General features: G+C 44.6%; 21 protein-coding genes. 6 read left to right on the top strand and 15 right to left on the bottom strand.

Annotation, left to right across the window (positions count from 1 at the left end; genetic code table 11):
* Positions 1 to 1188 carry an aromatic ring-hydroxylating oxygenase subunit alpha gene (locus tag R7190_RS02095; protein ID WP_054578637.1) on the bottom strand — a complete coding sequence of 396 codons (1188 nt, stop codon included), beginning with the start codon at positions 1186 to 1188 and terminating at the stop codon, positions 1 to 3.
* Positions 1189 to 1506: 318 nt separating this feature from the next.
* Between R7190_RS02095 and R7190_RS02090 the strand changes: the two genes are divergently transcribed.
* On the top strand, positions 1507 to 3243 hold the full coding sequence (locus tag R7190_RS02090) for a BCCT family transporter (RefSeq protein WP_021035854.1): 1737 nt from the start codon (positions 1507 to 1509) through the stop codon (positions 3241 to 3243).
* A 92-nt stretch (positions 3244 to 3335) separates the two neighbouring features.
* On the opposite strand, the gene R7190_RS02085 is transcribed toward R7190_RS02090, so the two are convergent.
* The 6 genes from R7190_RS02085 to R7190_RS02060 form a co-directional block, all read right to left on the bottom strand.
* Positions 3336 to 4262, bottom strand: a complete 927-nt coding sequence (locus R7190_RS02085) for a LysR substrate-binding domain-containing protein (RefSeq protein ID WP_054578636.1) — start codon at positions 4260 to 4262, stop codon at positions 3336 to 3338.
* A 247-nt stretch (positions 4263 to 4509) separates the two neighbouring features.
* Positions 4510 to 5874, bottom strand: a complete 1365-nt coding sequence (locus tag R7190_RS02080) for a TrkH family potassium uptake protein (protein WP_186585126.1) — start codon at positions 5872 to 5874, stop codon at positions 4510 to 4512.
* Position 5875: 1 nt separating this feature from the next.
* The gene (locus R7190_RS02075; RefSeq protein WP_186585125.1) at positions 5876 to 6529 is read right to left on the bottom strand and encodes a potassium channel family protein; all 654 of its coding nucleotides are present in this window, start codon (positions 6527 to 6529) and stop codon (positions 5876 to 5878) included.
* A 151-nt stretch (positions 6530 to 6680) separates the two neighbouring features.
* Positions 6681 to 7379, bottom strand: coding sequence for a response regulator transcription factor (locus R7190_RS02070; RefSeq protein ID WP_053350063.1), 699 nt, complete (start codon positions 7377 to 7379; stop codon positions 6681 to 6683).
* A complete protein-coding gene (locus R7190_RS02065; RefSeq protein ID WP_186585124.1) occupies positions 7376 to 8410 on the bottom strand; it encodes a DUF4118 domain-containing protein in 1035 nt (344 codons plus the stop codon). The genes R7190_RS02070 and R7190_RS02065 overlap by 4 nt, the downstream gene beginning before the upstream one ends.
* A 237-nt stretch (positions 8411 to 8647) precedes the next feature.
* Positions 8648 to 10501: an ABC transporter ATP-binding protein gene (locus tag R7190_RS02060; protein ID WP_042521744.1), complete on the bottom strand. Its 1854-nt coding sequence runs from the start codon at positions 10499 to 10501 to the stop codon at positions 8648 to 8650.
* A 145-nt stretch (positions 10502 to 10646) separates the two neighbouring features.
* On the opposite strand from R7190_RS02060, the gene R7190_RS02055 reads away from it, so the two are divergent.
* The 4 genes from R7190_RS02055 to fhuB are packed head-to-tail and all read left to right on the top strand — an operon-like array spanning position 10647 to position 16470.
* Positions 10647 to 12749, top strand: a complete 2103-nt coding sequence (locus R7190_RS02055) for a TonB-dependent siderophore receptor (RefSeq protein WP_318137506.1) — start codon at positions 10647 to 10649, stop codon at positions 12747 to 12749.
* Between the two features lie 51 nt (positions 12750 to 12800).
* Positions 12801 to 13586 carry an ABC transporter ATP-binding protein gene (locus tag R7190_RS02050; RefSeq protein WP_017635311.1) on the top strand — a complete coding sequence of 262 codons (786 nt, stop codon included), beginning with the start codon at positions 12801 to 12803 and terminating at the stop codon, positions 13584 to 13586.
* Positions 13577 to 14506, top strand: a complete 930-nt coding sequence (locus tag R7190_RS02045; RefSeq protein ID WP_052484250.1) for an iron-siderophore ABC transporter substrate-binding protein — start codon at positions 13577 to 13579, stop codon at positions 14504 to 14506. The genes R7190_RS02050 and R7190_RS02045 overlap by 10 nt, the downstream gene beginning before the upstream one ends.
* Entirely contained in the window at positions 14503 to 16470 is a 1968-nt protein-coding gene (fhuB, locus tag R7190_RS02040; protein ID WP_005383903.1) for a Fe(3+)-hydroxamate ABC transporter permease FhuB, read from the top strand. The genes R7190_RS02045 and fhuB overlap by 4 nt, the downstream gene beginning before the upstream one ends.
* Before the next feature lie 95 nt (positions 16471 to 16565).
* On the opposite strand, the gene R7190_RS02035 is transcribed toward fhuB, so the two are convergent.
* The 8 genes from R7190_RS02035 to R7190_RS02000 all read right to left on the bottom strand — a co-directional run bounded on the left by R7190_RS02035 (position 16566) and on the right by R7190_RS02000 (position 25466).
* Entirely contained in the window at positions 16566 to 17414 is an 849-nt protein-coding gene (locus R7190_RS02035; protein ID WP_005375171.1) for a mechanosensitive ion channel family protein, read from the bottom strand.
* A gap of 95 nt (positions 17415 to 17509) precedes the next feature.
* On the bottom strand, positions 17510 to 18850 hold the full coding sequence (locus tag R7190_RS02030) for an HlyD family type I secretion periplasmic adaptor subunit (RefSeq protein WP_186585122.1): 1341 nt from the start codon (positions 18848 to 18850) through the stop codon (positions 17510 to 17512).
* Positions 18825 to 20543 (bottom strand): type I secretion system permease/ATPase, encoded by a 1719-nt coding sequence (locus R7190_RS02025; protein WP_033906740.1) that lies wholly within the window; start codon positions 20541 to 20543, stop codon positions 18825 to 18827. The genes R7190_RS02030 and R7190_RS02025 overlap by 26 nt, the downstream gene beginning before the upstream one ends.
* 152 nt (positions 20544 to 20695) lie before the next feature.
* Positions 20696 to 21286, bottom strand: a complete 591-nt coding sequence (locus R7190_RS02020; RefSeq protein WP_033906739.1) for a calcium-binding protein — start codon at positions 21284 to 21286, stop codon at positions 20696 to 20698.
* 206 nt (positions 21287 to 21492) lie between these two features.
* On the bottom strand, positions 21493 to 22149 hold the full coding sequence (locus R7190_RS02015) for a LuxR C-terminal-related transcriptional regulator (protein ID WP_186585121.1): 657 nt from the start codon (positions 22147 to 22149) through the stop codon (positions 21493 to 21495).
* A gap of 228 nt (positions 22150 to 22377) precedes the next feature.
* A complete protein-coding gene (locus tag R7190_RS02010) occupies positions 22378 to 23046 on the bottom strand; it encodes a LuxR C-terminal-related transcriptional regulator (RefSeq protein ID WP_021707603.1) in 669 nt (222 codons plus the stop codon).
* A 246-nt stretch (positions 23047 to 23292) separates the two neighbouring features.
* Complete coding sequence (locus tag R7190_RS02005; RefSeq protein ID WP_005375165.1) at positions 23293 to 23493, bottom strand: restriction endonuclease subunit S; 201 nt, start codon at positions 23491 to 23493, stop codon at positions 23293 to 23295.
* A 56-nt stretch (positions 23494 to 23549) separates the two neighbouring features.
* Positions 23550 to 25466, bottom strand: coding sequence for a methyl-accepting chemotaxis protein (locus R7190_RS02000; protein ID WP_182016460.1), 1917 nt, complete (start codon positions 25464 to 25466; stop codon positions 23550 to 23552).
* Between the two features lie 310 nt (positions 25467 to 25776).
* Between R7190_RS02000 and R7190_RS01995 the strand changes: the two genes are divergently transcribed.
* Positions 25777 to 26733 (top strand): AAA family ATPase, encoded by a 957-nt coding sequence (locus R7190_RS01995; protein ID WP_025768547.1) that lies wholly within the window; start codon positions 25777 to 25779, stop codon positions 26731 to 26733.
* Positions 26734 to 26746 lie beyond the last annotated feature (13 nt).

The raw sequence follows: 26746 nt of genomic DNA, 5'->3' as shown, positions 1-26746 counted from the left end.
TTACTGCTCCAGTGCCGCTTTCACTTGCTTTGCCAACCAGGTTTGGAAGAAATGCGTCGGAACATCCATTTCTGGTGAGAACACACCACCACCAAAGCCAGGTGAGTAACGACCTTCCTGCATGCCCTCGACCGCTCCAATATCTTCGCCGAATACGACTCGCCATGACTCAACGGTAGCAGTACGGCACGCAGCGAACTCATCTTTCGTTGCTTCATCACCCACATAGAAAACACGTAGGTGCTCAACACTCTTATTCGCAGTGATTGGTTCAATCATCATCGCAAAGGCATGATCGGCTTGAATACCAAGCAACACGTTTGGAAAGAGTGCAACATATTCTGCATGACGCAGTTTATCTTCTGGCCAGTTTGGAAATTTAGGTAAGTGTGTTCCTGCAGTATCAGAGAGGTTGTATGCGAGACTACCTTGGCCAGCAAAACGCTCTGCAAACATGATGTTGTAGTGATCCTCTAGGCGAGAATAACTGTTCAAACTCGGATGCACCCAAGGTAAGTGGTAAGCTTCACAGTAGTTTTCTACGGCAAGCTTCCAGTTACTTTTCACTTCTATCTCTAAGTTGCCACCCATGTTCACGCGGCGAAGAAGCCCTAATCCTTCTTCACCTAAGAATTGCTGCCAACGTTGCTCTAGCGGCGCGATATGCTCTTCAAAGCTTTCTGCATTGCCCGATAAGTTGACGAACACCATGTCCATCCAAACGGCTGAACGAAGTGGCTTAAGGCCATGTTTTTCACACTTAAATCGGTCATCTTTGTGTTTTGCGATACCACCAATGTGTGGTGTGCCTTTTAGATTGCCGTCAAGATCGTACGTCCATGAATGGTAAGGACAGCGAATCATGCCTTGAACTTCGCCTGCCTCATGCACCAGCTTCATACCACGATGACTACATACGTTGTGGAAGACTTGGACTTCACCTTGACGATTTCTCATCATGAGTAGTGGAAGATCCATGAAATCAAGTGGCATCACATAGCCATTTTTAAGCAGGTCTGATGCAAAACCAATGCATACCCAAGTGTTACCAAACACCTGATCACGCTCAAAAGTAAAATACTCTTCGCTGGTGTAGGCCTGATTCGGCATTCCTGTTGCTTCACTGATTGGGTTCAGTACATTATCAACAAGTTCAACAGGAATAATGGTTTGGTTGACATTACTCATATTCTTATCTCCGAGAGTCGAGTTGCATCCAGTGCGTACAACATCGTGTTGTGTTAGTGGAGATGATTTTGATTAACAACCCGGCAACAAACAAACGACTTTTTCGCCGGGCTTGGATGAGTTTTTGTCATTCATGCATTGATCTCGAACAAAAAATAACCTTTTAATTAACAATAATCTTCTTGTCATGATTAATACTCATTAACCGATGAGTATTAATCAGTTGAAACACAAAAGCCCTCTCTCTACTCTCTTTCAAAAATTAACAATAACGCAACAAACAATAACGCTAAAACAAACGCACTGTGAGGGATGCCTATGAGAGCAACATCTGGGATATTGAAAGGACTCAATCCGACTGTGACTATCGCATCAAAGATCGTCGTTATCGGTTTTGTACTTTTCTGCGCCATTCTCGCCAACCAAGCGGGCCAATACTTCGAAACGATTTCCGGCATTTTGCTGCAGAATATGAAGTGGTTTTACATCGGACTTGTTTCACTCGTTGTCGGTTTTCTTCTTTACCTTATGGTTAGTCGATATGGGCATATTCGTTTGAGTAAAGATGACGAAAAACCAGAGTTTAGTTATTTGTCTTGGGTATCCATGCTTTTTTCCGGAGGCATGGGGATAGGCTTGATTTTCTGGTCGGTCGCCGAACCGATGTGGCATTACGCTGACAACCCATTTACTCAAGGCCTGACCAATGAAGCCGCAACAACATCAATGAAACTGACATTCTTTCACTGGGGCCTACATCCTTGGTCTGTCTTTATCATTGTGGCACTCGCATTAGCTTACTTTTCCTACCGTAAAGATCTGCCTTTTACCCTACGCTCTATCTTGTACCCTTTGATTGGTGATCGTATTTATGGGCCTATCGGACACACGGTTGATATCCTAACAGTCGCGGTGACCGCTTTCGGTATATCTCAAACCTTGGGGATGGGAGTTATCCAAATAAACTCTGGTTTGAATCAAGCCTTTGGTCTAGATATTAGTTTGGGGATTCAACTCTTTATTATCGTTTCCCTTTGTACTTGTGCGGTTGCGTCGGTGCTATCTGGTGTAGGAAAAGGTATTCGCCGTTTATCAGAATGGAACATGCTGCTCTCACTCGCACTCGTGCTAGTCGTACTTTACATTGGCCCAACTCGCTATATCTTAAATACGCTACTCGAAAGTACGGGGCTTTATGCACAAAACATTGTCGGTATGAGCTTATGGAGCGATGCACAGAATGACTCTGGCTGGCAAAACTGGTGGACGGCTTATTACTGGCCTTGGTGGATGACTTGGGCACCTTTCGTTGGCATGTTTGTGGCTCGTATCTCTAAAGGACGCACAATACGTGAACTTATCGGCGGTGCTCTCATCGTACCCACGCTGATCACGTTTTTATGGATTTCAGTATTTGGTGGTGCAGCGTTGAAGGTAGAGCAAGACGCTCGTGTTGCTCATCAAGAGCAAGTCACTGCGGCACAAGAAGCCAAACAAACACCACCTGCGGATTTCTCTGGCGGCCCGATTCTTGAAGCGACTAAAGCCGATACGACACGCGCTTTGTTTACGCTATTCGACAATCTAGATACAGGTATGTTTGGTAAACTCCTTAGCGTGCTTGCGTGTCTATTGCTCGGTACTTATTTCATTACCTCCGCAGACTCGGGTACCTTGGTTCTATGTACCCTCGATGCCGCTGGGCACAGTGAGCCTCCTACGTCTATACGCGTATTGTGGGGAATCATGATCGCTGCCATTGCGGGAGTGCTTCTATATGCAGGAGGGTTAAAAGCAATGCAAACAGCCTCCATTATTGCCGGTTTCCCTATCGCGATTTTTATCGCGGTGATGAGCTTAACGCTGTTCCATAGTATTCGACGCGAACCTAAGCCATGGGCAATGCTTCCTGAGCATGTTCACCCAGAGCAAGAGAAACTTGATGGTCCTGTTGAACCGCTTGTTGAAAGCAAAACTGTGGCTTCCGAGCCTATCGCTTCAAGATCCTCGCTGAAAGATGATTCCACACTTAATCAGGGACCAGTACTAAGTTAGTGCGTCGTTTCATCAATCAATTAAAAAAGCGGGAACTGATATTCCCGCTTTTTTAACATGACCAAACTCTGTTATTTTCTCTGCTTATTGATTTAAGCTAAGCCTCGATCACCTACCTCATCTGGCAACTGATGCAAAAGCCATTCTCTAAAACGTTTGACGCTGGCTGGGATTAAACCTCTATTTTTAGGTTCAAGCATAGAAAAATTGGAAGGTGTTGAAAGCACGTGTTCGACTGGCCTAACCAAAGCGCCGCTTTGTAAATAGTCGTCCACTAATGACCCCCAGGCTAACGCGATTCCCTGACCATTAATTGCCGCTTGTAACAGCATTGGATAGTTATTGATGTTCATGCGATTACGAGGCGAAATATTTGGCAACCCCACACTTGCAAACCACTGCTCCCAATTCACCCAATCTCTTTGAGACTCTTCCAGATAGAGTAACGTTTTATTGAAGATTTCTTCTGGCTCACTAGGCTGGCCGATTTTCTCTAAATAAAGCGGGCTACACACAGGGAATACCTCTTCTGAAAATAGCGTTGTCACATCCATTTCCGCAGGTGGAGTGCGACAATAAAACAAGGCGAGATCGCAATCTAATCGGCGTAAGTCCAACACATTATCTGAGGCCAATATCCTTATATCGATGTCATCATGTTCATTTTGAAATTGAGCAACCTTAGGCAACAACCACAAGGCTGCCATTGCATTTGTCGTCGCAACCGTGATCTTTTGTTCGCCCTGCCATTTCTTCACTTCACCCGTGATTTGAGCAATATCGAGCAAAGATTGGCTGACAGCTTGATAATATTGAAGACCTGTAGGCGTTAAATTAATGCTTCGATTGGCTCGCGTGAACATAGCCTTGCCTAAGTATTCTTCTAATTGTCTAATTTGGCGACTGATAGCACCTTGGGTCACGTTTAGCTCGTCAGCGGCTAACGTAAAACTCAAGTGCCGCGCCGACGCTTCAAACGCAACGAGGCTATTTAAAGGTGGGAGGGGTTTGATTTTCATGTATCTTCCAGTAAGGCAGTATTGTAATTATTTTTATTCCCGGCAATCTTATGTTGCACGTGGATAATGCCATTCTGGACAACACCTCAAAAACGACAATTTATAAATGATAAAAAATAGAGATGAATCATAAATTGTTGTGAGAGAGACTGCCGTATACAGTTTCGTGGCTACAACAAGCACAAAAAGAGGAGCAGTTACTCCTCTTTTGCCTAACCTTTTGCTCACTTTGTACGAGTTAGCCCATTTACCCTATTGCCAGTTTAGTGCTCGCGTAACGCGCTTTTTTCTTTCTTGGACTGGCTAAGAAGTACGCCAAAGTAAGGGGCCCTAATCGTCCCATAAACATCATGAAGATGATCACTAACTCACCCGGTTCGGACAAACTGCCCGTTAAGCCACGCGACAAACCAACCGTACCCAGTGCCGAGACCGCTTCGAACATAATGTCTAACATAGACGCTTTCTCTGTCAGTAACAGCGTGAAGATGGCAAACCAAGTCACCCCCACCGAGATCAGAGTCAGCGCCAATGCCTTGCTGATGGTCTCTTTGGGAATCTCGCGTTGAAAGGCATAGGTTGCTTCATCACGACGCAAATAGCTGTAAGTTGCCAAGACTAACACCATAAATGTCACAACTTTAATGCCACTTGCCGTACTCAATGAACCACCGCCGATAAACATCAACACCAGAATGATCGCCGTTGTGGCATCTTCCAACTGATCGATAGCTAAAGTGTTGAACCCTGCCGTTCTTGGTGTCACCGCTTGAAACCACGATGCCCACCATTTCCCTGCCTCGCTCAACGGGGCAAGCGTGTTGGGGTTGTCATATTCAATCAGGTAAATCGCGATAAGTGCCACCACGTTAATGATCACCGTGCCTAAGATCATCATTCGACTGTAAACGGTGAGTCGGTGCCAACGGCGATTGCGTTTTAAGTCAATCCAAACCGAGAAGCCTAAACCACCAATAATGAACAAACTGGTAATGGTGAAGTTAACGACCGGGTCGTCCACGTAAGGCATTAAGCTATCGGCACTCAACGCAAAACCTGCATTGTTAAACGCACTGATGGTGTAGAAGAAACCATGGAGCAAACTGGTTTCCCAGCCCAGCTCTTCACTCCAATAAACGCTCAAAATAGTGAAACCAATAAGTTCAACGAGCAGAGCGAACATCAATACAGATTTAGCAGTGGCAATGAGTGTCGATGAATCAGTCTGGTTGAACGCCTCTCTCGCGACTGCTCGCTCCAAAAAGCCAATTTTTCCGCCCAGAGCCAGCAAGGTCACGATAGCAAACGTCATCAAACCTAGGCCACCACATTGAATCAGGAAAGCAATAACCACTTGCCCAAAAGGCGTAAACGCCGTGCCCGTGTCTACCACAACTAATCCCGTCACCGTAATGGCCGATGTTGCTGTAAACAGGCTTTGAATCCAAGTGATGGGCTCTGTGGTGGCAATCGGCAGTTTGAGTAAGACCGAGCCGAGCATGATCAAGCACGCAAAGCTGAGGCTAAGTATTAATGGCGGTGCGCCCAACAATTTTTTGCCCGCTTTGGGTTTTCGCTCGATGGGGATAATAGAGGGATGCCACAAAACCATGTTACACCAACCTTGGAGCGACGTATTTCAGCTCAGCGCGACTACCACAAAGCAACAGCGTGTCGAACTCATTAAGCACAAACTCATCATTGATATTGGTGTAGACGGCTTCTTCGCGCTTCACCAAGATAGGCTGAATGTTGTAACTGCCTCGGCTGATCAACTTAGAAAGCGGCGTATCGTGCAGATTGGATTTAACGTGGATTTCCACCACATACAAGCCATGCCCCATTTCCAAATAGTTGTTCACCATCGGATAGTTGAGTGCCTGCGCGACTCTTACGCCCATCTCCTCTTCCGGATGAATAATGCGTTGTACACCAAGCTTAGACACCATGGTGTGGTGTGCTTTGGTGCTCGCTTTGACCCAAATAGATTTCACACCCAGATTTTTCAGCGCCAGCGTACACAACAAACTGGCTTGCATGTCTTCGCCAATCGCCACCAACACCACATCACTGTTCGCTAGCGCTAACTCTCTGAGTGCACCTTCGTCTGTTGCGTCACATATGACCGCTTGCGTTAACTCTTCGACGTATTTTTCGACGATTTTCGGGTCGCTATCCACCCCCGTTACGGTGTGTCCAAGATGAATAAGTTCTAAGCTGGCGGCAACGCCAAATCGCCCTAGACCAATTACTGTAAAGTGAGCCATATCAATACCTAACTGTGTTTTATGTATAGAAAATGCTAATGCGTTAAGGGTTAGACTGATTTTCCGTCACGGAAAATAGGCAAAACGAATCCTGTTCGAGTGCCGATAACCAGCACTAAACCTTGGCATTAACGTTGATTAAATTTGGAATTTAGTAGTGCTTGGACGTCTCAAGCACTAAACGATAACCCAGCCCCGGCTCGGTTTTTAATAGCCGCTGTTCGTCAGCACTATCGTTCAGTTTTTTGCGTAGTTGACTCACTAACACGCGTAAGTAGTGAGTGTCTTCGACATGACTTTTTCCCCAAATCACCGCTAGCAAATGAGTTTGCTCAATGAGTTTTCCCGGCTTGAGAATCAACTGTTCAATGAAAGAAAACTCTTTCTTGGTGAGTGGAATTTCCCTCTGATCCAACCAAAATTGGTGAGTACTTTTGATGATTTTGACTCGGCCAGCCACCAGCTCATCAGCGACGGTTTGCTCATCCACCAAATCTCGAACCAGCACTTTGATGCGCGCGATGAGCTCTTTTACGCCAAAAGGCTTGCTCAAGTAATCATTCGCGCCCGCTTCTAAAAGGCGGATTTTTTCCTCTTCTTGATCGCGAGCTGTCAGCACTAGCACTGGCGTTTTATAGGTCTGACGAAGCGTAGTGAGAAACTCCGTCCCATCGCCGTCGGGCAAGCCTAAATCTAGCAGAATGACGTGCGGCGAATACGCTTCGAAACACGCTTTGGCTTCTGCAATGGTACTCGCGCCAATGTAATCAAACCCTTCAGCAGACAGCGAAATTCGAATAAAGGTATGAATGCGAGGCTCATCGTCCACGACTAAAACTTTGTAACTCACGCCTGCTCTGCTCCTTGATTGAGTGGAAGTCGAATGCGGATCAGCGTCCCTTCTGATACTGGCATAGATTGAATCTCTCCTTGGTGTGCGATGATGATGCCTTTGGCAACCGCGAGTCCCATTCCGGTGCCTGAATCGGCCGATTTGTTGTTCACACCGGAATAGAAAAGGTTGAATATTTTTTCCGCATCTTCAGCTTTGATGCCAATCCCCATGTCCCGAACATCAATCACGCACGACGAACCCTGCTTAGAAAGTGAAACCTCAACAGATTCATTCTCTGGTGAAAATCGCATGGCATTATCCAACACATTAAAAATCGCTTGTTCGATTAGCGAACGACTTACTGATAAATAACCAACGGAATCATCCATATTCATGGAAACTTTCTCGGTGTAATTTGGCAAACGAGAAACCGCATCCCGAACAATATCTGCAATCAACTCATCTTTTTTGGTAATTTTTAATGTGCCGTGCTGGAGCTTAGTCGCCTGTAAGAGGTTCTCGATATATTGATGCAAGCGATGGCTTTCTGAAGTCGCACTGTCGAGCAATTCTTTACGCTCTAAGTCATTGAGCTTGGGCATGTACTCGTTGAGTGTGGTCAATGTTCCAATAATGGTTGCCAGCGGCGTGCGTAAGTCATGGGACACCGATAGCAGGATGCTGTTTTGCAGCTTGGTTTGTTTTAACTCGCCCTGCTGGCGACGATAAAGATCCGCAAAGGTGCTGGTGATAAATGCCACCACCATAAACACGACTAAATTAAAAATGTCTTCCGGACGAAACATCTGCAAAGAGTAACGAGGTGTCGTAAAAAAGAAGTTGAAGCTCAGCGCTTCGATCACCGCCGCCGCATAAGCGAATCGCGAGTTGCATTGAAACGCCACTACCACGACAGCTAACTGTAAAATCAGCAGGACTGCGGCTGTAGAGCCAAACAGTTGGTCTAACAACCATGAGACGACAACCGCGCCAACAATCACGGTAGTAGAAAAGAGAAAGGTGTTATCTCGCCATTGAACAAACATAAAATACATCAACCAAAATTCGATGTAGAAAACTTTAGCAAAAGCCCATTCGGAGTTCGCGTAAAAAAAGCGTAAAAAATTCAATAACGACAGTGAGTTATAAACATAATCATCATTAAGTTGGCCTAACTCAATGAATAATCACAAGTTAACGTTGCCCATTAACGCCTACTTACTCGGTATAAACGACAGACACAAAAAAGAGGAGCATTTGCTCCTCTTTCGTGTAGCGTCATATTAGATGACTTGTAGTTGAGCATCACCTTGCTCAGACAAAAAGCCGCCGGTTTGATGCTTCCACAGCTGAGCGTAAACACCACCCAATTGCAGCAGCTCGTAATGCGATCCTTGCTCAATGATTTTGCCGTCATCCATTACAATCAAACGATCCATCGCGGCAATCGTTGATAAACGGTGAGCAATCGCAATCACTGTTTTTCCTTCCATCAGAACTTCAAGGTTTTCTTGAATTGCCGATTCTACTTCTGAATCAAGTGCAGACGTTGCTTCATCCATGATCAAAATTGGCGCGTTTTTCAGCAGAACGCGAGCAATCGCCACACGTTGACGCTGACCACCAGACAGCTTCACGCCGCGCTCACCCACTTCAACGTCATAGCCAACGTTACCTTGCTCGTCTCGTAGAGATTGAATGAAATCATGAGCATGTGCTTTCTCAGCAGCTGCGATAACGGCATCCATTGAAGCATCTGGATCACCGTAAAGAATGTTCTCTTTAATTGAACGATGCAGCAAAGAGGTGTCTTGCGTGATCATACCGATGTGTTGGCGAAGAGACTCTTGTTCAACTTGAGAAATGTCCTGTCCATCAATGCAAATCTTACCGCTATTTACGTCGTAAAAGCGCAGCAACAAGTTGACCAACGTGGATTTACCTGCCCCAGAGCGACCGACAATGCCAACTTTTTCGCCCGGTTTGATAGTCAGATTCAAGTTCTCAAATACTGCCTTCTCATCACTGTAGTTAAAACCTACGTGATCAAAGCAGATCTCACCTTGAGAGATTTGCAAAGGCTTAGCATTTGGTACGTCTTTCACTTCAACATCGTTTGAAATCGTATTAATACCGTCTACTACTGTACCGATGTTTTCAAACAGTGCGCTAACTTCCCACATGATCCACTTCGACATACCTTGTACGCGCAACGCAATACTGATGGCAATCGCAATAGCACCAATTGTTACAGCGTGATCTAGCCATAGATAAACCGAAATGGCACTAATAGACATCAGCAGCAAATAGTTGATGGCATCCACACTAAACAGTAAACAAGTCACCATGCGCATTTGGCGGTAAACCGTCACCAAAAATTGCTTCATGCTGCTTTCTGCGTATTCCAACTCTCTTTGCGAGTGCGCGAATAGCTTTACGGTAGATATGTTGGTGTAAGAATCGACAATGCGCCCAGTCATTACAGAACGAGCATCCGCTTGCTCCGTCGCTACTTGTTTCATTTTAGGGATAAAGTAGAACTGGATAACCGCGTACATTCCTATCCAAATCACAATAGGCAACATTAGCAAACCATCGGCTTCGCCCATCATCCAGAGCATCGAAAGAAAATAAACGCTGATATAAACCAGTACATCCACCAGCTTCATGACCGTTTCTCGTACCGCTAACGCACTTTGCATCACTTTGGTCGCAACTCGGCCTGCAAAGTCACGCTGGAAAAATCCAACCGCTTGTTTTAGCAAGTAACGGTGAATCAACCAACGGATAGACATCGGGTAGTTACCCAATAACGTTTGGTGCATCACCATTGAGTGGACAAAACCGAGAGCTGGCATCACAACCGCCACTAAGAACAGCATCATTAGCATGCGATCACCCTGGTCTTGCCAGAATGTTGCGCGATCTTGATTAGAGAGAATATCGACGAGCTCGCCCATATAACGCAACAGCGTCACCTCTGTGATGGCAATAAGCGCACTGAACACTGCCATAACGAGTAAAGGGGCTTCAAAGCCACGAGTGTAAAAACGACAAAAGCCAAATAGCGTCTTCGGTGGCTTTTCGGTTTCCATCTGGGGAAAGGGTTGGGTCAGTTTTTCAAACCAATTGAACATAACAATGACTTTAGGTACCGCGAATGAATTTGCGAACGTTTTACTATCTTTTGATACAAAAGTCAGTAAAATACCGAAACAAAAGCTCAAATGATAATAATTACAATTAAGCTTAGCGTTAATCATAATTATCGGGAATAGATTTATGCAAAAGAATAACTCACTGACCATCGCTATCCGCAACGCGTTGGTTTGTGCTTTAGCACCTACAGCAGTGGTTGCATTCACAGCACAAGCTCAAGAAGACGTCGTACAAGATGACGTGATTGCCATGGAGACCATAACGGTCACCGCGCAAGCACTTAAAGTAGAAACCCCGGCAGCAGAAACGCCGCGCAGCGTATCTATCATTTCTGAAGATGAACTTCGTGTTCGTGCACCGAAAAAGCTAGATGAAGCATTACGCTACACGTCTGGTGTAACCGCTCAGCCTTATGGCGCAGACAACGACACTGATTGGTTCAAAGTTCGTGGATTTGATGCAGCGACTTACCTAAACGGCAACCGCCTATTCCGCGATGGTTACTACACATGGTTGGTCGAACCTTACGGCCTAGAAAGTGTAGAAGTCGTTAAAGGTCCATCGGCTATTCTGTTTGGTGAATCGGCACCAGGCGGTATCGTGAATGCTGTTCAGAAAAAACCAACGTTTACGCCTCAAGGCGAAGTAAAAGTCGAAGTTGGCAACAACCAACACCAATCCGTAGGTTTTGACATTGCTGACGAAGCAAACGACGCAGGCACTGTGCGCTATCGTTTGGTTGGCTTGATGACAAGCCAAGATGGTGAACTGGACGGCACAAATAACGAGCGTTTCTACCTAGCGCCAAGTGTCGAGTTCGACATTTCTGACCGTACAATGCTGACCGTTTTGGCAACTTACCTTCATGATGACGGTGTACCAACTAACCCATTCTTCCCGGCAGCAGGTACTCTGATTGGTTCTAACTTTGGCAAAATCGATCCTTCGACTAACCTTGGTCAGCCAAACTACGATAAATACGAACGCACGCAGTTTTCTCTAGGTTACTTACTAGAGCACGACATCAATGACACGTGGTCACTCTCGCAAAACCTCAACTACGGTTCGAATGAGTTGTACTTGCGCAGCTCTTACGCGTTCTCAAACAACGATCCAGCGAAAGAAGAGTTAACGCAAGGCATCGTATTCCGTGACGGAAAAAACCAGAGCATCACGTTCGATAACAATGCTGTCGGTAACTGGATGACAGACAACGCAGAGCACACAGTGCTTATCGGTATGGATCTGCAATTCCACAAAACCGATGGCGACGAGCAGGACAACTACGCATTTGGCACCATCAATCCGTGGAACCCAGTTTACGGTAACTTCACCCCTCTTGATCCTGCCAACAACGTGAAACGTGAGATTGAGAAATCTCAAGCAAGTCTCTATTCACAATACCAATTGAAACTGCATGAACAGTGGATTGGTAACATCGGTGCTCGTTACGACTGGGTGAAAACAGAAAACTCTGGCAAAGGCGCTACCGTTGATCAAAGTGAATCTCGTGATGATGGTCAGCTCTCTCTAAGTGCGGGTGTGATGTACCTTGCAAACAATGGCCTGTCACCTTACGCAAACTACTCTCAGTCGTTTGAAGTGATCAGCACTATTGATGCGGCAACCAATGAACTTTACAAACCGCTGGAAGGCGAGCAAGTAGAAGTGGGTGTGAAGTATGAGCCAAGCTTTATGGATGGCTTTATCAACCTTGCATGGTTCGACATCACGCAAAAGAATGCATTGGTCACAAACCCATCAACATGGATTGCGACACAAACAGGTGAAGTGACATCTCAAGGTGTTGAGCTAGAAAGCACGGCGCAGCTAACCGACGATCTAAAACTGATGGCAAGCTACACCTACACTAAAGCGAAAACAGATGAGAGCTTTGGCCAAGGTAAAAAACAAGCCGCACTTATTCCTGAGCACCAAGCTTCTGCATGGGTAGACTACAGCGCCTACAGCCTGATTCCAGGCCTCAATATCGGTACTGGTGTGCGCTACGTAGGTGAGTCAAAAGATAACCCTAAGAGCTCGAACCTAACGGTTCCTTCAGTCACTCTTTGGGATGCGTCAGTCACTTACGACATCACTTCACAGTGGCAAGCACAGCTAAACGTGAACAACATCCTAAATAAAGAGTTTGTTTCAGGTTGCGATTACTGGTGTTACTACGGCCAGTCTCGCTCTGTTATGCTAAACGCAAACTACCGCTGGTAATTGTACTTCTACTCCCCTCTATTGAGGGGAGTTTTCTCCTAAGAGCCATCCATGTTTCAACTGTCTAATATTGAGATCGTGCGAGGTGGACGTCAGATCCTCGGCATCGAACAACTTAACATCCCAACAAATGAGCTAACGGTCGTTTTAGGCCATAACGGTTCAGGTAAGTCGACACTGGTGAACCTGCTTTCTGGTCAAATGCCACCAGATAAAGGCACGGTAACACTAAACGATACTTCCCTTTCATCACTCAAAACCAAAGAGTTGGCAAAACAGATCGCCTATTTGCCACAAAAGCTGCCCTCTTCGGCTGGTTTAACGGTAGAAGAGCTAGTGCGCTTAGGTCGCTTTCCGTGGCGTGGGGCACTTGGTCGTTGGAAAGCTGAAGACAAACAGATCATCACGCAGGCTATGGAACGAACAGGGGTTACACCTTTTGCTCAAGCTTTGGCGGATGACTTATCGGGCGGCGAGCGCCAACGCGCTTGGGTGTCTATGCTACTGGCTCAACAATCGCCAATTTTAATTCTCGATGAGCCAACCTCGGCGCTCGATGTTCACCATCAGTTTCAACTAATGGCGCTGCTGGCAGAACTGAATCGAACCGAGAACGTAGGCATTATCGTGATCCTGCACGATCTGAACTTAGCCCTGCGCTACGCCACCCACATTGTTGCGCTCAAAAAAGGTAAAATTGCCTTTGAAGGCAACGCCGACATGTTGTTAGACGAGGCACGCCTTTCTAAACTATATGAGTCACCAATTAAGCTGATTGAGCACCCAAGCCCGGCTAACACATTAGCGAGCCAAAAGGTGGCTGTTGTATGCGCATAATGGCTCGTTTACTTACTGTGGTTACACAATCTGCTTTTCTCCTCGTATTTTTTATGACCAATGCACATGCAGTCATCACCGTTACCGATGAATATGGTGAGCATAGTTTTGAGCAAGCGCCTCAACGCGTTGTTGCCTTAAACTGGGACATCTTAGAACAAGTTTTGGCGCTAAACGTAGAACCAATCGCAGCCCCAAATTTACCAGGCTACCGCCAATGGGTCGTCAATCCAACTGCACCAGAGTCAATTGAAGATATTGGAACCCGAGCAGAGCCCAACTTAGAAAAAATAGCCAGTTTGAAACCAGATGTCATCCTTGCTGCGTCTCCACAGCAAGACTTGATTCCGTTACTCAAACAAATTGCTCCGGTAATCTATTTACCTAATTTTTCTGAAAATGAGGCCGCAGCTGAAACGGCCATTCGTCACTTTCGTACACTCAGCAAGCTATTCAATAAAGAGGCACTTGCTGAACAGAAACTGGCAGAATTAGATGCTTCATTTGCGCAGATGCGCCAGCGAATTCGCCACTATTACTCTGCTCCACTCAGCGTTCTTGTGATGCGATTTTCAACCCCGAATACTGTATTACTTGCAACCGAAAACTCCACCACTGACTACGTGGTTAGAAAACTGGGATTACAGGCTCCAATTAAAGAGGACCCACGTGCGTGGGGAGTAAAGCAAGATCGAATCAATCGGCTTCAGAGCCTTCAAAACAGCTACGTTCTCTACGTACAACCTTTCCCAGAAGAACGAAAACTGAAAGAGTCGCCACTTTGGCAAGCGATGCCGTTTGTGAAAAAGCAGCGGGTAAATTCAGTCAGAGCAGTGTGGGCGTATGGCGGTGCCATGTCTTTGCAATACACCGCTGAAGCGATTACCGACAGTCTAATAGAGTTGGCACCAGAACAATGAGAACGAAACATTATATTGGTTATCTGGCGCTGATTACATTACTTAGCGTCTTTAGCCTACAAATTGATACTAATTTATCACTTTTCGAACAATGGCAATTATTAACAAAACCAGAGGTAGCAACCGAGTTTCGTGACGTATTCTTTACGCAAGCGCAGCTTCCTAGGTTAAGTATGACCCTGCTTGTTGGTGCCATGCTTGGTCTCACCGGCAGCTTAATGCAGCAATTAACGCAGAATAACCTCACCTCGCCGTTGACTCTTGGCACCTCTTCTGGTGCTTGGCTTGCATTAGTCGTGGTAAACATTTGGTTCGTCGATTGGGTCGCCGATTACTCTGCATTAGCCGCAATGTTTGGGGCTTTAGTGGCGTTTGGCCTGATCGTATCAATTGCCGGTGTGCGTAATATGACAGGTTTGCCGTTGGTCGTTTCGGGGATGGTGATCAATATCTTGCTCGGTTCTATCGCCACAGCCATTATTATTTTAAACGCCCAGTTCGCACAGAATATTTTTATGTGGGGAGCAGGAGACCTCTCTCAATACAGCTGGGATTGGTTTGAGTGGTTATTGCCTCGCTGCGCTATCGCAATCGTAATTTTGATCGTCGCACCACGTATTCTGACCTTAATGAAACTAGGACAAGAAGGCGCAGCAGCCCGAGGCTTAGCGGTATTACCCGCGTTTGGTGCGTTAATGGTGATGGGTATTTGGCTGGTATCTGCCTCCATCACCGCAGTTGGTATTATCAGCTTCATCGGATTACTGACACCCAATATTGCCAGAGCGATGGGGGCAAGAACACCGCGCGACGAATTGATCAGCAGCATGCTTTTGGGCGCAATGCTACTAATCATCACAGACTCTGCCGCTATCTCGCTGAGCTTATGGTTAGAGGAAACCATTCCTAGCGGCGTAGCGGCTGCAGCTATTGGCGCTCCCGCTTTAATTTGGTTTACTCGTAAAAAACTGACGGCAACCGATCAACTTAACCTTTCAATGAGCCAAGGAAAAACGGCGCTTTCTAAACGCGCGGTATGCAGCATTGCGCTATTCAGTCTGGTTGGGATTCTAGCTTACTCATTCGTTACCCATGGTATAAACGGAATTCAATGGTCTGTGCCAGGTGAGTTCCAATGGCAATTGCGCTGGCCGCGCATGTTAACCGCACTTTCTGTCGGTATTGCGCTATCCGTTGCCGGAATCATTTTGCAACGCATAGTTTACAACCCTCTGGCAAGTCCCGATATTCTCGGTGTGTCTTCCGGAGCCACGTTTGCCATTATTACGACAGGAGTCATCGCTGGGTCGCTTCTCTCCGCATTTAGCTGGGGTATCGCTTTTTTCGGAAGTATGTCCGTATTGATGTTATTGCTGGTTATCGGTAAACGAAGCCATTTTAATCCATCTAACTTCGTGTTGTCCGGCATCGCACTAACGGCACTATTAGAAGCCCTCGTTCAATTTTCGCTAGCTCAAGGCTCAGGTGACAGTTACAAAATTTTATTGTGGCTAACTGGTTCTATTTATCGAGTCACAGCCGACACCGCACTGATGTTATGTTTGGCCATAATAGTTCTGCTTGCCGCTGTATTCTCGATTTCTCGTTGGCTAACACTAATTTCCATCGGGCGACAATTCTCAAATGCACGAGGGCTTAACCCTACCGTAGCCAATACGCTTATGCTCACCATCGTTGCTTTGTTATGCGCCTTTTCTACCGCTACAGTTGGTCCAATATCTTTTGTTGGCTTGGTCGCTCCCCATATGGCGATGATGTTAGGAGCAAGAAAAGTGAAAGAGCAACTGTGTGTCGGAGCCTTAATTGGCGCAACCCTAATGTTGTGGGCAGATTGGCTAGGACAAATCGCTATTTATCCAAGTCAGGTCGCAGCTGGCACGTTGGTCGCTATTATAGGCAGCACTTACTTCCTATTTTTAATGCTGAAGAGTAAATTCAGCTAAGTTGGGAATATTTTGACTGCCTAAAAATACGCTAAGAAACACAAACCCCGCTATTTTGATAGCGGGGTTTGAAATTAAAGGCGAAGTACGATGCTCTATTCTTCTCGCACTACAGGAAAACGTTGCTCATAAAGTTCCATAAAGTCCTTACGAATTAAATGCTCTAAGTGGTTCGCTTTATCGGTTGGGCAGAAAATCATCACGTGCAGAATTTGTTCGCCATTAATGTTACTAGAAATATGCATATGTGGCTCAGAACCAGGAAGGTCAACACCAGCATGTTTTTCAATCATCGCATTGTAACGATGTGCAACATCAGCAAAGTAACTGCAATGTTCTTCAATTTTATCAGTTAAAATCGGTAACAGTGGATACAAATTGACGAAGTCTTTCACCACTACAGAAAAGTTGTGGTAAACGTACCGCTTCATGAAGTTGAGGTTCTTTACTGGATAGGTAAAGAACATACTATTAGGCAATGTCGCTGTTTTGCCGGTGTAATGATATTGCCCGTGATGCAGGTCGATCTCTTGAATCACCGTCGCCATCATATTGTGCTCAATCACTTCACCGCATAACTTCCCGACCTCAATCCAGTCCCCAACGCGAAAAGAACGTGAACTTGCTCTTTGAATCGAACCCGTAAAACACAAAATGATTTCTTTGGATGCCACTACAATGGCAACGGCAATCGCCGTTACACTCAGAGCAAACTCGTTAATTTCTGATTGCCATAAAATAAATAAAATCAGTAATGTAACAGCAAAGGTGCCATTTTTAGTTCTGGACATCCAACTACGCTGATCTTCTGAGAGAAAAGCGTGATCACCACGAATCATCGATAAAATTGCACGACGAATTAACCACATAATCGCAAAGATCAGTGCGGTAAAAATCAATTTATGAGTGAGAAGAAAATCGACAACTAACTGCACTTTCTCCATTCCACGGCTCCCTCGAATAAAAATACGGCCCAGTAACAGCTAACGATAACAAATTATTTTGTCTGTTGTCCGTGCTCACTCAAGTCTTTTTGAAATTACTCCTCTCTGAAGGCGCGATTCATGCTTTCTGTAATTGGCTTTATTAGGTAGCTCAATGGCGTTCGTGGCTCAGATAAAATAAGCACTTCGGCATTCATGCCTGAGGTTAAACGATGTTTTGTCACATCTTCCGGTGAAATTGCAATTCTAGCGAGATAAAAATCTTCTTGGTTTTCTTGCGAGAGCTTATCGGCAGAAATCGTCAGCACAGTACCGTCTAAAGGTGCCAACGTCCGTGCATTCAGAGCGGTCAGACGAACATGCGCTTGCTGGCCTGGATTCACTAAATCAATATCCTGAGGATTAACACGAGCCTCGACTAACAACTTATCGTCTTGCGGGACCAGTTCTAGTAACGTTTCACCCGAGCCAATCACACCTTTTTCGGTAAACACTTGCATGTTGACTACGCGACCAGAAATAGGTGCGTTGATCGTTGTTCTTGCGACAATATCTTGAGCGGAGCGATATTCTTCCCGAATTGCGACAATTTCCGTTTTGGTATTTCGTAGTTCCTCGACAATCTCATTCAGCCTTTCAAGCTTCAACTCTTCAATTTGCGCTAGGTTCTCATCTAACCTTTTTCTAACGGTGAGCGACTGCCTATCTAACTGGCTTAAGGTACTTCTCACCTCCGCTGCTAAGCGCTTGAGTTGAAGTAAAGTAGATTTTCCCGAGAAACCTTTTTGCACCAAGGCTTGGTTGCTGTCTATTTCTTCAGCAATAAAGTTGAGCCGTTCCGTCTCAATCACTTTGGTTTGCTGAAGGTTTTCAAGCTCTAAGTTTGCTCCAGAAATACTCTGCTCAATGATACTCAGTTTACTATCAAAGAATCGCTTTCTCGCTTCAAAGATCTTGTTTTGAACCAGTTGTGCTTCTTGTACGATATCGACACGGGGAATGCTTTCAAGATCATCAGACCATACAATCGTTGGAAGCTCATCAAGCTCCGCACTTAAACGGTTTTCCTTTGCTAGAGTATGGATAAAACGACCACTTAACGAATCCAACTTAGCCATAGCTTGACGCTTAGAAAGTTGAATTAATAACTGACCTTTTTCGACTAAATCCCCTTCCTGTACATATAGCTTTTCAATAATACCGCCTTCTAAATGCTGAATTTCTTGTCGCTTAGTGAGAACAGACAAATCACCATAAGCAATCGCTGCACTTTCTAATTTGGCTGTTGCAGCCCAGTAGCCAAGGCCTCCAAGAAAAACACTTAAGGTCACCACACCAAGTAAAATTGGTTTTCGAAAGCTTAGTCTCGCTTTGGGGCTATAACGGTATACGATCTCGGTAGAACTCTGATTAACGGTTGGCAGTTGATTGCTCATTTCTTACCCTTGGGATATCTGTTCTTTCTTCGCCCATCAAACGTTTTAATACTTCATCTTTAGCGCCGTATAACTTGACTCGGCCGTCAGCCAAATACAACAGCCTATCCATTTGTCGTAACGTACTCGGATTGTGGGCAATGACGATAATCGTTGTACTCTGTGCTTTTAAATGGGCAATCAAACGTTGATACGCAGCCTCTCCCTCACCATCGAGGTTGGCATTCGCTTCATCGAAAATCACAATAGGTGGGTCGCCATAAACGGCTCTTGCAAGAGCGATTCTCTGCCTTTCCCCCCCAGATAAACCACGGCCATTTTCACCAATAATGCAATCATAGCCTTTGTTTTTCTTGAGTATTAATTCATGACATCCTGCTAGTTGAGCCGCCTTGATGACTTTAGCGGGGTCTTCTTCTTTAAAGCGCGCGATGTTCTCTCGAATTGTGCCAGGAAATAACTCCACCTCTTGAGCGAGATACCCAAAATGCACGCCGCGATCTTCAGATGCCCATACGGAGACTTCCATTCCATCAAGAGTCACTTTACCCGCTAATGGCTTAACCGTACCTAATAACAGCCGAGCAAACGTCGATTTACCCGTACCAGAAGGGCCAATCACCCCAACAGCAACACCCGGAGGAATCGATAAGTTGATCGATGACAGCACTGGTTCGGTTGCTCCAGGATGGCGATAGGCCAGTCCGGTAAGCTCATAGTGTCCTTTTGGTTTAGGCAGTGGCATATCTGATTCATCTTGGCGCACGATCGCATCGATTTCTTTCAACCTTTTATAGGCGCCTTTAGCAGACATCGCACTTCGCCACGTGCCTATCGCCTGCTCCATCGGCGATAATGCCCGACTCATTAATATGGAGCTCGCGATCATCGCCCCTGCCGTTATCTCATGTTGGATAACTAACCATGCACCACCTCCCAGTAAAAATATCTGTAGTGATCCACGCACAAACTTAGAAAAGTTAGCCATGTAGATGGACTTACCTGCAACTCGCTCTTCAAGCACATTCACTTCACTCACGCGCGACTGCCACTTCTCTAAAAATGCATTCATCATCCCCATTGCGAGAATTGAATTGGAGTTTTGCGTGGCTAATTCTGCGTTGTTGATATGAGAAATCGCTCTGACTTCGCTCTCTTGCATTGTTTTACGCGTCATTAGCTCATTAAGTAGACCTAGGCTAAACAATACGATAGATCCAAGTAACGCGATGTGACCTAGTATCGGGTGCAATAAATACACAAATAAAATAAACAGCGGTGTCCAGGGCGCATCCAACAGTGGATAAGGTGCTTGACTGCTCAAAAAGCTTTTGATGTTCTGAATGTCTCTCAGAGTTTGCGAGGTATAACTCTTCCCGGTATGTGATTGATATTGAATCGTGCGCTTGAGCATGAAAGCGGAGAGTTTTGTGTCCATCCAATAACCAAAAGATTTACTCATTTGTGCTCGTGCAATGTCGATGATGGACATGGTTAACAGCGCGACAATTACGATGACAGTGAGCAAGAATAAAGTATCGGTTGAGTAGGAGGATATCACTCGGTTGTACACTTGAAGCATGTACAACGGAATCGAGAGAACCAATAAGTTGATAAAAAGGCTAAAAACGATCAGCAAGCCCGCAAGCGTGCATAGTTTTTGTTTCACTTCTTTGAAAACCGTTTTTTGCACGACTACTTCCGTTTAACGTGAAAATTGTAGGCGCCAGAAATACTAGCGCCTAGCTTAAGGTAACCTCAAATCGCTCTAGAGTGTCCGATTAGTTCACCTCAGCATGGCAGAGCCACGCAAACTAATTCCCATCCAGAGTTATTTTCAGTCGTTTAGATTACGAACAGATCTGCACCATAGGTGTTGATGTCAGTTTCAGTCACGCCAATAAGTTTCACTGTTAGATCAGCCCCATCGGTAAACACTGCATTCCCAACTGCATCGTAGCTAAAGCTTAAATCACCAAAGTCAGTGACAGAGTCGCTAATGATGTGCAAAGAGTCTTCACCAATGATGAAGTCAACAACTTTGGCTTCGCCATGGCCACCAAACTTATCCGTGAACACAAACTTATCGCCATTGCTGCCGCCAACTAAAACGTTGTCACCAGAACCAGCAACAAGAATATCTTCACCGACACCACCATTTAATTTATTGTCGCCCAGCAAACCCAACAGCAAGTCATTACCGGTACCACCGCCGAGGTAGTCGTTTCCTGTACCAGCCCTAAGGATGTCATCTCCTGCACCACCAGTTAGGCGATCATCGCCGTCGCCGCCGATCACATAATCATTACCGCCACCGCCAACAAACGAGTCATTACCACCAAAACCGATAAACAAATCATCGCCGCCATCGAAATCAGCAAATTGGTTATTTACACCTGCATCGCCTAAATACGTGTCATTGTCACTTGCGCTCATTTTTATTCCCTCTTAGCTTATTAATTGAATAGACCTTCTGTTCCACGTCTGACTAGATTCGTCACGACATGAGAAGTCTAATAGTCAACTGAATAGGAATAAGTTTGAATATGGGATGATATTTCAGACTGACATTTTAATAATAAATATAAAATTTAGTACTTTATAGAGTATTTTCTTTTTATTACAGCAAGTTAATACTAGTACTACAGGTTTCTCTTAGCCCAACTTGTAGCTTGCGTACGGTTCTTTACTTCTAACTTTCTAAAAATATTGTATAGATGTGATTTAATAGTATGCTCGCTGATAAATAAAGAATCAGCGATTTCCATATTTGAACCACCTTCTTTCAACATTTTTAAAACCTGAACTTCACGCCGAGTAAGCTCAACCTCAATAGCAGGTTCGATAATGTTATTTGCTTCTCTACCTCGATAATAATTTACTAGCTGATCAAGTAATCTTCGAGACAGCCAGTTATCCCCTTTTATTATTGCTTTTAATCCCTGACAAACCTTGTCCATTGAATCTCCTGGACCAAATATACCTTTTACATGAGGCCAAGAAGCGAGTTCTTCTGTGTCTAAGTCATAACCTAGATTAAGCATTATGGTTCCTAGCACTTTATTACTATCTTTTAAATAAACTAAAGTTTCGGAAGGAATCTCAACTGAAAAATCAACAAGCAAAAAGTAGCGTTCCGGAATGAGTTCATGATAGCTAGGGTTCTTAGTATCAATGATCGTTATTTTAGTTTCTGTATTTTTAGAAAGCATTTCCTTAAAGTTTTCACTCTGTAAACTTTGTTGAGTGAGCATTAGGATGTCAGGCTTTTCCATATACTGTTCCATAATGTTTCTCATACTTTCAGTGACTTAACATTCTTAAATTAGTAGTTAATCGTCAGCACTTAGTTTGATATGTAAGTGCTAGTTCACAGAGTAAAGTTATTTGCTACTTTTTTAAATTCTAAAGTTATTAAAAAGAGAATCAAAAAAAGTGTTTCTCATAAAAGAAACACTTTTAACACATTCAGGTCACAGAAATTATTAAGAGTTTACTAAATTAGGCAACCTAATATTGCAATAGCATTACACCGTTAACGAGTTGTCTGAAATATTTTCCTTTGCCCAAATAAGTGCTTGAACTCTATTTTTCACATCAATCTTCTTGAAAATATTATGTAAATGCGTTTTTACCGTATTCTCGCTGACAAATAATTGTTCGGCGATTTGTTGATTGGACGCCCCCATGGAAAGAAAGGTAATTATTTGTTGCTCTCGTTTGGTCAGAATAGCGGAAACATTCTTATTTATAGGTTTGCAATGTCGACGAAGGTAAGTAATGTACTGCTGAGAAAACTTACGGCTGAACCACATATCTCCTTGAAGCACCTTACCAATACCAACTTGCAACGTTTTTATATCATCAGAGGTATAGAAAATACCGGCCAAAGTACGCCAAGCAAAGAGATCTTCTGTCGATATGGATTGCTCACAATTAATTAAGATTTCAAGCGTGTCTTTCTGCTTGGCCGCTTTAAACTCCGCATAACGGCGAAAAATTTCATCCGTGATCACGCTGCAATCAACAATAATGGCTGATGCAAGAGATTCATGTAACACTCCGTGAATCAGATTATCTGGCGTGATTAGAGCAACACTAATACCGAGTTTGGTCTCCAATACATCTTTCAACAGAGATGACTGTAGACTTCCCTCCGTGATTAAAATAACGTTTCTTTTTTTTTGCTGCTCCATCCTGATCGCATTCCCTTGGTCGTTTTTATTGAAATACGCAATAGATTTAGATAGAGCGGTAGTATTGTCAAGTATGAAAATTACTAGTACTAATTAATAACTCATTGAAGTGTCAATAATTTTTAAGTGGCAAGTATGTGAGAGGTATTAGCATTTTTCAGACATTAAAAAAGGGAGTATAAACTCCCTTTTTGTGTTTGAGCAGGTGATTTAATCACGCACGTTAGAGGCAAAACACCACCTAACTTAGTGGATTGGAACTGCGTTTTTTTGGTTAAACTTACCAAAGTGTTGTTCTAACACTTCTGGCGTCAGCTTACCTTCCGCTTCCAGCTTTTTCAGCTCAGCGACGATCGCTTTTTGCTCTTCTAGCGACGGCAGTTTTACTTCTGGCTCCTGAGCGGTTTCTTGAGAAATTTGCTCTAGTTCTTTTTCGAAGTCATTCATAGTACTTACCTAAAATTAATGATTGAACTTTTAAACTTCGCCTATTCTATCCAACTCTATAACTTGAAGCTACCAACCATCTTGTCCAAACGAGAAGAGAGCGCTTGAAGATCGCGACTTGCATCCGCCAACTCTTCTGCTGTCGCGGTTGTCATTTCATTTATCGCGTTGATTTCTTCGATATTTTGATTAATGGTATGCACCACCGTGGATTGCTCTTCCGTCGCCGTTGCAACCTGTGTATTACGATCAGAGATGTCGGTGATTCGTTCAGAAATACTGATTAATACCTCGACTGCTTCATCGGTAGAAGTAACCCCTTCTATGGTGACCGCTTTGCCCGCTTCCATAGCACTTACCGCGTCTTGTGCGTCACTTTGAAGCTGATTGATCATGCGCTGAATCTCTTCTGTAGAATCGGCCGTGCGTGAAGCTAGGTTTCTTACCTCATCAGCAACAACCGCAAAACCACGTCCCTGCTCACCAGCACGAGCAGCCTCAATTGCAGCGTTTAGCGCAAGTAAATTCGTTTGCTCAGATATGTCACGAATTACACCCAGAATCGAGCCAATATCTTTGGTTGTCGATGCCAACTGCGTCACAACAATATTGGTTGTTTCAACATCATCGGCTAGGCGGCTGATCACCTCTTTTGCTTTCATCACAACTTCTCGACCAGTTTGAGTGTTATCTGAAGCCTGATTTGCCGTATCAGCAGCGGTAGCAGCGTTCGATGCAATTTCACTGATGGTCGCACCCATTTGGTTGATAGCTGCAACTACTTGAATGGTTTGATCACGCTGCTCTTGGCTGTTGTCGTGTGTGGATGTTGCTTTCGTTGACACACTTTCTGCCGCTTGACTTAATGAGCCACTGGTTAAAGCAACCTCTTTCATCGTGGCATGAATCTTCTCAATAAATCCATTAAAGCCTTTTGAAAGCTGAGCAATTTCATCATTACCCTTAATTTCAATACGCTGCGCCAAATCGCCTTCACCTTGCCCAAGGTCGGTAAAACGATCGGCAATCAGTCGGATTGGTTTCGTAATGCTGTTTGCTAACCATACGCCCATGAGGATGAATACAACGGCAACAATGATGGTCGTAAACAGCATTTTTTTAGCTGTCGCATTCAGGTCTGCGAATACTTCATCAACGGGAACCACGCCAATAACAAACCAGTTCATTGAAGGAACATACAAACTAGAAACAAAAGTATCCTGCCCTTCAAACTCCACATTAATTAGGTTGAAGCTATTTTTGTTCAACAGCGCACTTGCGTCACTACCAAATAGTTTAGTGATAGAAGTTTGGTTCTTACCTTGTTGACGGTGTATTTGAATCTGGCCTTGTTCATTAGTGAGGAACACGTAACCCGTATCTTCAATTTTAAACCCATTGAGCAAAGTAACCATGTCTCCCATAGATTTAGAGAGACCTGACATTGATGTACCATTAAGATCTTGGAAATTGGCAAACATTTTCACTTCGCCATTTGCCTCTTGGAACACACTCACGGACGTTTCTTGACCAGACGACGTAAATCCAAAGAACCAAGCATCTTGCGTTCGGTTAAGTTGACGTAAGAATCCGTTTTGATTCCAGTAATATGCCGTTTGACGATTCGCTACCGACGCATCATTAAGACCATACTGTGATTTAACGTTATTGAGCTGCTGAACCAACTGAACTTCTACTGACGGATCACGGTCTGTATTAGATAGGGCTTCAACAATAAATTCGTTTGTAGCCAGCTGTTTTGCCGCTTGTTGCATTTCGACAACTTCGCGGTCAATTTCGGTATTGATTTGCTGCAACATCGCAGGTAGCTCGATGTCAATAAGACGATGGCTCAATACATCTCTCGCATGACGCTGAGCCATAACACCAACAATGATTGTTGATGCTAGAACAGCAAACGTAATGCCAAGTACAACCTTCTGTTTGATGCTCAAGGAATAAAGTTTCAACATATTCGGACCTTTTAAAAGAATCACTTGTTATTGGCCCCACAAGGGGAATCAGGTGCATATCTCATGACACGCACACCACGGAATCTTTATCGGCTCATATGTACAAAACTAGAGGCATTTCTCATTATATTATGAAAAATAAATGTAACACACTGTCAAATAAGCACTTTCAGAGATAGCACGTACTTGCAATTCTCTGTAGCGTCCCAATATTGAAAAGATAAATTGCAATAGAGCGTTGGAACTTTTTTCACATGGAAAATGACCAATACTCAACACGAAAATCACATGGATACCGAGAGTCCAAAGCATGCATAAATCTAACTTCGAAACTCTTCAGCAATACTTAGAGTCGCAGATCATCGGACAGCAAGATCTGGTAAAGCAACTGCTTGTTGCGCTTCTTGCGGATGGGCATATTTTAGTTGAAGGCCCTCCTGGGTTAGCAAAAACCCGTGCAGTAAAATCACTCTCAGACTGTGTTGAAGGCGACTTCCACCGCATTCAGTTCACCCCAGATTTGCTGCCAGCCGATTTAACCGGCACCGATATCTTCCGTCCCGAAACCGGAGAATTCACTTTCCAATCAGGTCCTATATTCAACTCGCTTATTCTTGCGGATGAGATAAACCGTGCGCCAGCCAAAGTACAAGCGGCAATGCTTGAAGCAATGGCAGAGAAACAAGTCACAGCAGGTCGTCATACCTACCCGCTGCCAGAGTTGTTTTTGGTTATGGCAACTCAAAACCCGATAGAGCAAGAAGGGACCTACCCCCTTCCTGAAGCGCAGCTAGACCGCTTTTTATTGCATTTAGAAGTGGAATACCCAGATGCGGAGCATGAGCTATCTATCTTGCGTATTAACCGCGGAGAAGCAAAAGGCGAAGCAAAGGTTGAACGCCCAATGTTAAGCCAACAAGATATATTCACCGCACGTAAAGAAGTGTTGGATATTCATATGGCGGAAACGATAGAGCAGTACATCGTCCGTTTAGTTATGGCGACACGTCAAGCCAACGAATATGACACTGAGTTGGACAAGTGGTTGTCAATGGGTGTGAGTCCGCGTGCCACCATCGCTCTTGATCGCTGTGCACGTGCGCACGCTTGGCTTGCTGGTCGTGATTTTGTCTCTCCGGAAGATGTTCAAACCATGGCTTATCCGGTACTGCGCCACCGTTTATTGTTGAGTTACCACGCTCAAGCGGAAGGCATTACGGCAAACCAGGTCATCGATAAACTGCTAAACCTTGTTGGCAGTGCATAAACAGGTGAGTGAT

Source organism: Vibrio sp. 1078-1 (genome assembly GCF_033340475.1).
Note: the sequence above shows the minus strand (reverse complement) of the source record. Positions and strands in the feature narration are given on the sequence as shown.

What these genes read in the sequence shown, in the direction of transcription:
- R7190_RS02015 (WP_186585121.1), bottom strand. Translation starts at nt 22,149, where the DNA reads ATGAGAAACATTATGGAACAGTATATGGAAAAGCCTGACATCCTAATG.
- R7190_RS02075 (WP_186585125.1), bottom strand. Translation starts at nt 6,529, where the DNA reads ATGGCTCACTTTACAGTAATTGGTCTAGGGCGATTTGGCGTTGCCGCC.
- R7190_RS02045 (WP_052484250.1), top strand. Translation starts at nt 13,577, where the DNA reads ATGCGCATAATGGCTCGTTTACTTACTGTGGTTACACAATCTGCTTTT.
- R7190_RS02060 (WP_042521744.1), bottom strand. Translation starts at nt 10,501, where the DNA reads ATGTTCAATTGGTTTGAAAAACTGACCCAACCCTTTCCCCAGATGGAA.
- R7190_RS02080 (WP_186585126.1), bottom strand. Translation starts at nt 5,874, where the DNA reads ATGGTTTTGTGGCATCCCTCTATTATCCCCATCGAGCGAAAACCCAAA.
- fhuB (WP_005383903.1), top strand. Translation starts at nt 14,503, where the DNA reads ATGAGAACGAAACATTATATTGGTTATCTGGCGCTGATTACATTACTT.
- R7190_RS02010 (WP_021707603.1), bottom strand. Translation starts at nt 23,046, where the DNA reads ATGGAGCAGCAAAAAAAAAGAAACGTTATTTTAATCACGGAGGGAAGT.
- R7190_RS02050 (WP_017635311.1), top strand. Translation starts at nt 12,801, where the DNA reads ATGTTTCAACTGTCTAATATTGAGATCGTGCGAGGTGGACGTCAGATC.
- R7190_RS02000 (WP_182016460.1), bottom strand. Translation starts at nt 25,466, where the DNA reads ATGTTGAAACTTTATTCCTTGAGCATCAAACAGAAGGTTGTACTTGGC.
- R7190_RS02085 (WP_054578636.1), bottom strand. Translation starts at nt 4,262, where the DNA reads ATGAAAATCAAACCCCTCCCACCTTTAAATAGCCTCGTTGCGTTTGAA.
- R7190_RS02090 (WP_021035854.1), top strand. Translation starts at nt 1,507, where the DNA reads ATGAGAGCAACATCTGGGATATTGAAAGGACTCAATCCGACTGTGACT.
- R7190_RS02035 (WP_005375171.1), bottom strand. Translation starts at nt 17,414, where the DNA reads ATGGAGAAAGTGCAGTTAGTTGTCGATTTTCTTCTCACTCATAAATTG.
- R7190_RS02030 (WP_186585122.1), bottom strand. Translation starts at nt 18,850, where the DNA reads ATGAGCAATCAACTGCCAACCGTTAATCAGAGTTCTACCGAGATCGTA.
- R7190_RS02095 (WP_054578637.1), bottom strand. Translation starts at nt 1,188, where the DNA reads ATGAGTAATGTCAACCAAACCATTATTCCTGTTGAACTTGTTGATAAT.
- R7190_RS02020 (WP_033906739.1), bottom strand. Translation starts at nt 21,286, where the DNA reads ATGAGCGCAAGTGACAATGACACGTATTTAGGCGATGCAGGTGTAAAT.
- R7190_RS01995 (WP_025768547.1), top strand. Translation starts at nt 25,777, where the DNA reads ATGCATAAATCTAACTTCGAAACTCTTCAGCAATACTTAGAGTCGCAG.
- R7190_RS02055 (WP_318137506.1), top strand. Translation starts at nt 10,647, where the DNA reads ATGCAAAAGAATAACTCACTGACCATCGCTATCCGCAACGCGTTGGTT.
- R7190_RS02065 (WP_186585124.1), bottom strand. Translation starts at nt 8,410, where the DNA reads ATGTTTGTTCAATGGCGAGATAACACCTTTCTCTTTTCTACTACCGTG.
- R7190_RS02005 (WP_005375165.1), bottom strand. Translation starts at nt 23,493, where the DNA reads ATGAATGACTTCGAAAAAGAACTAGAGCAAATTTCTCAAGAAACCGCT.